At 65.6% G+C, this 4060-nt stretch carries 6 protein-coding genes; 1 reads left to right on the top strand and 5 read right to left on the bottom strand.

Annotated features, from left to right (window positions below; translation table 11 throughout):
• From AC2VOP_RS18400 to AC2VOP_RS18380, 5 genes are all read right to left on the bottom strand, one after another.
• Positions 1-220, bottom strand: a 220-nt coding sequence (locus AC2VOP_RS18400) for a hypothetical protein (RefSeq protein WP_486962298.1), incomplete at its 3' end; no start/stop codon positions are given.
• Positions 221-385: 165 nt separating this feature from the next.
• Positions 386-937 (bottom strand): oligopeptide transporter substrate-binding protein, encoded by a 552-nt coding sequence (locus AC2VOP_RS18395; protein WP_486962296.1) that lies wholly within the window; start codon positions 935-937, stop codon positions 386-388.
• A 129-nt stretch (positions 938-1066) separates the two neighbouring features.
• Complete coding sequence (locus AC2VOP_RS18390; protein ID WP_486962297.1) at positions 1067-1627, bottom strand: hypothetical protein; 561 nt, start codon at positions 1625-1627, stop codon at positions 1067-1069.
• A gap of 67 nt (positions 1628-1694) precedes the next feature.
• Positions 1695-1877, bottom strand: coding sequence for a hypothetical protein (locus tag AC2VOP_RS18385; protein ID WP_486962295.1), 183 nt, complete (start codon positions 1875-1877; stop codon positions 1695-1697).
• Positions 1878-1895: 18 nt separating this feature from the next.
• On the bottom strand, positions 1896-3380 hold the full coding sequence (locus tag AC2VOP_RS18380) for an amino acid permease (protein ID WP_486962294.1): 1485 nt from the start codon (positions 3378-3380) through the stop codon (positions 1896-1898).
• 244 nt (positions 3381-3624) lie between these two features.
• Here AC2VOP_RS18380 and AC2VOP_RS18375 point away from each other — a divergent pair.
• Positions 3625-4060, top strand: a 436-nt coding sequence (locus tag AC2VOP_RS18375) for an Hsp70 family protein (protein WP_486962293.1), incomplete at its 3' end; no start/stop codon positions are given.

Raw genomic sequence — 4060 nt, 5'->3', positions numbered from 1 at the left:
TGGTGAAGAAGTGCGCCGCACCCGGGATCGACCATTTCAGCAGCCGCGTCTGACCGGCCACCTCGCGGATCTGCGTGGTGATCCGGGTCAGCAGCTGTGCGGTGCGCCCGGTGGCCGGCTGGCCGGCCATGATGATTCGGTACAACCAGAAGACCCGGCGGGCGGCGAAATAGGCGACGATCGCCGTGGCGGATAAGCCGACGACAAGCCTGACCAGCATCTGGGTGTTCTCGGGAGGCACGAAGCGTCTCTCCAATCCGCAACGTATTGTCCGGCAACGTGGTTGTTGTCGCCTGGTGGTGGCTTAACCTCGCTGCCTAACCTTATCCGCTCGCAGTGTGGCGGCTCAGCGGATTGGCAATCGCGCTACGGCCCCGTGACTTGCTCAGAGGCCCGGCGGCAACTGGATCTGCGGCAGGCCCGGGATGTTGATCTCTGACGGCAGCGGCACCTGAAAAGCTCCCCCCGGTGTCGTCGTGGTGGTGGGTGCGGGCGTCGTGGTTGTGGTGGTGGTCACCGGTGTGGTTGTGGTGGTTGTGGTGGTTGTGGTGGTTGTGGTGGTGGTTGTGGTGGTTGTGGTGGTGGTTGCGGTGGTTGTGGTGGTGGTCGGCGGTGTGGTTGTGGTGGTGGTCGGCGTGGTCGTGGTTGTTGTCACGGCGGTGGTTGTCGAGGCGGACGACGTGGTGTTGGAGGTGGTCCGGCCCGAGTCGCCCTTGCTCAGCTGCAGGATGCCCCAAATCACCACCGCGAGCAGAATTCCGATCAGCACACCCCAGCCGATCAACGTCCCAGGCTTGAGGTACCACGGGTTGGCCGGCGGTTCCGGCGGGCCGGGCGGGTCGCCGTAGAAATCCTCCGGACCGCCGTACCCGCCGCCGTAGTTGGCGAACCTGGTCGGCTCGTCGCCGGCGTCCTCTGGCGGGCGGTAGCGCTGCACGGAGATTGATGTTAAATGCCAGCGCTTTGAGAACGCCGCTGCGACACGAACCGTGCGCTGAAGATGCGGCGGCGGTACCTCCGACACCTTGGGTATCGGCAGGATGGCGATCACCGGAGGCGGTTCGCTTCAGAACGTCTCGACCTTGTCGACGCTCACGAACATGCCGTGGCCGGTGCGGTTGTTGGTGAACCGGGTGCCGTCGAGGCTGGCCGCGATCGTCCAGCCCTGCGCGGCGTAGGTGCGGTAGTCGATGGTGACGACGGGAATGGCGCCGAGGTTGCCCAGCACCCACGTCACGGTGCCGTCGGAGGTGACGCTGACTCCGTTGGCGTGCTGGCCTTCCTTGATGGGCGAGTTGGTGAACGCCGCCTCGCAGCCGACGCTCTGCGACGAGATCTGGCATCGGGTCTTGCCGGTTTTTGTCTCGATGAAGACGTAGCCGTTGTCGTTGGGCGCCAGCGGGATGGCGCCGGCCGGTCGGGATGGGGTGGCCGGCCCGCCGGGTGTGGAAGGCCTGGACGGTTTCGACGGCGCCGGCGAGGTGGGCGGCGACACGCTGGGCCGGCGTGTCGGGAACGAGGGTTCGGTCGCCCCGGCTCCCGGGGAGGCGACCGGTGTGCCGTCGGTGGTGTGGGTGCACCCGGCAACCAGCAAGGTGATGACCAACGCCGGCCATCCGCAGGCCACGCCGAGCTTGGTCCGAGGCTTAATCAGATCCGATGTCCGCACTGCACTCCCCGATACTGCCTGTCCGTCACGAAAAGTCGCGGAAAGCCAGCGCGAAGCCGGCCACCGAGCTGACCGCGGCCACCGCATACCCGGGGATCGACCACCAGCCGGCGTGCAGGTAGGCGGTGACGGCCACGATCGCGATGGCAAGGAAGAGCAGCAGCATTCCGTACAGCGGCGGCTTGGCGGCGAATCGGTTGCGGACCATGGTGGCTACTCTTTATTGCTACTCTTCCGGGTCGGATACCTGCAGCACGATGGTACGACGCTCTTCCGGCGGTGCAGACAGCTCAGCGGTCGCTGTCACCCGGCCGCGGACCAGAAACCAGCCGCCGACCAAGGCCGGGATGCCGATCGCCAGCGTGGTAGCGATCCATGCTCCGGCTCGTCTGTCGAGCAGCATCAACACCAGCACGCCGGCCAAAAACGCCAGGGTGGCATATCCACTGTAGGGGGCCAGCGGCATCCGGAAGCGCGGTCGCGCCAGGATGCCGGCGTTCGTCAGTTGCTGGAACCGCAGCTGGCATACCACGATCGTTGCCCAGGCGGACATGACGCCCAACGCGGCGATGTTCAGCACGATCTCGAAGGCCTGCCCCGGTCTGAGCGCGTTGAGCAGCACGCCGAAAAGGCCGACCCCGCCGGTCAGCAGGATCCCGCCATACGGCACACCGTTGCGCGACAGCGGCGCAGTGAATTTGGGGCCGCTGCCGCTGACCGCCATCGAGCGCAGGATGCGGCCGGTGGAATACAGTCCGGCGTTCAGGCTGGAGAACGCCGCGGTCAGCACTACCACGTTCATCAGGGTTCCGGCGCCGGTGAAACCGATTTTGGAGAAGAACGTGACGAAGGGGCTTTCGTGGTCCTTGTAGGCGGTGTAGGGCAGCAGCAGCGCCAGCAGCACCACCGACCCGACGTAGAAGATCCCGATGCGTGCGATCACCGAGTTGATCGCGCGCGGCATGATTTTCTCCGGCTCCGCTGTCTCACCGGCTGCCGTGCCGACCAATTCCACAGCCGCGTAGGAGAACACCACCCCCGATGTGACCAACACCAGGGGCAGCAGCCCGGTCGGCAGGAACCCGCCGTTGTCGGTCCACAGATGTAGGCCGGTGCCCTGGCCGTCGACCTGGTAGCGCCCGGCCAAGAACACGGTGCCGACGACCAGGAATGTCATCAGCGCCACCACCTTGATCAGCGCGGCCCAGAACTCCAGTTCGCCGAAGAGCTGCACGGAGATAAGGTTCATCGACAGCACCGCCGTCAGTGCGGCCAGCGCCAGTGCCCACTGCGGAACCCATTCGAACGCCCGCCAGTAGTGGAAGTAGCTCGCGATCGCGGTGGTGTCGACGATCCCGGTCATGGACCAGTTCAGGAAGTACAGCCAGCCCGCGACGTAAGCCGTTTTCTCCCCGAAGAATTCGCGGGCGTAGGACACGAACGAACCCGATGACGGGCGGTGCAGCACCAGCTCGCCGAGTGCCCGCAGGATCAGGAACACGAAGCTGCCGCAGATCGCGTAGATCAGGAACAGCCCCGGCCCTGCTGCGTGCAGCCGCCCGCCGGCACCGAGAAACAGCCCCGTCCCGATCGCGCCGCCGATCGCGATCATCTGCAGCTGGCGGGGCCGCAGATCCTTGTGATACCCGACGTCCTCGCGGGTGAGCAGTTCCGTGGGCGCCAGGTGCGACGCTTCCGGCGGATGTGACATCGCATTCCTATCGTCGTGACTTTGCGGGCACACCCGATAAACCTGGTGGCAACGGTAGCGCATCACCGTCAACATAGGAGCACACCGTGGCCCGGGAACAAACCGCCGGGCTTCCTCTGTTAACCCTCTCGACAAGTTGAGTGGTCCACGCTCAAAGCTGAGTTTGACAGCGGGTGGCCGACGAAGGCATCCTTGAGTGCGGTCCGCTCAGACCCGACAAACGTCTATGTAGGGAGGAAACACCATGGCTCGTGCGGTCGGAATCGACCTCGGGACCACCAACTCCGTCGTCGCGGTGCTGGAGGGTGGCGACCCCGTCGTCGTAGCCAACTCCGAGGGCTCGCGTACCACGCCGTCGATCGTCGCATTCGCCCGAAACGGCGAGGTGCTGGTCGGCCAACCCGCCAAGAACCAGGCGGTGACCAACGTCGACCGCACCGTCCGCTCGGTCAAACGCCATATGGGCACCGACTGGTCGATCGAGGTCGACGGCAAGAAATACACCGCGCAGGAGATCAGCGCCCGCGTGCTGATGAAACTCAAGCGCGACGCGGAGGCCTACCTGGGCGAGGACATCACCGATGCGGTGATCACCACGCCCGCCTACTTCAACGACGCCCAGCGTCAGGCCACCAAGGAGGCCGGGCAGATCGCCGGCCTGAACGTGCTGCGGATCGTCA

The organism is Mycobacterium sp. TH-M106 (assembly GCF_057473765.1).
Note: the sequence above shows the minus strand (reverse complement) of the source record. Positions and strands in the feature narration are given on the sequence as shown.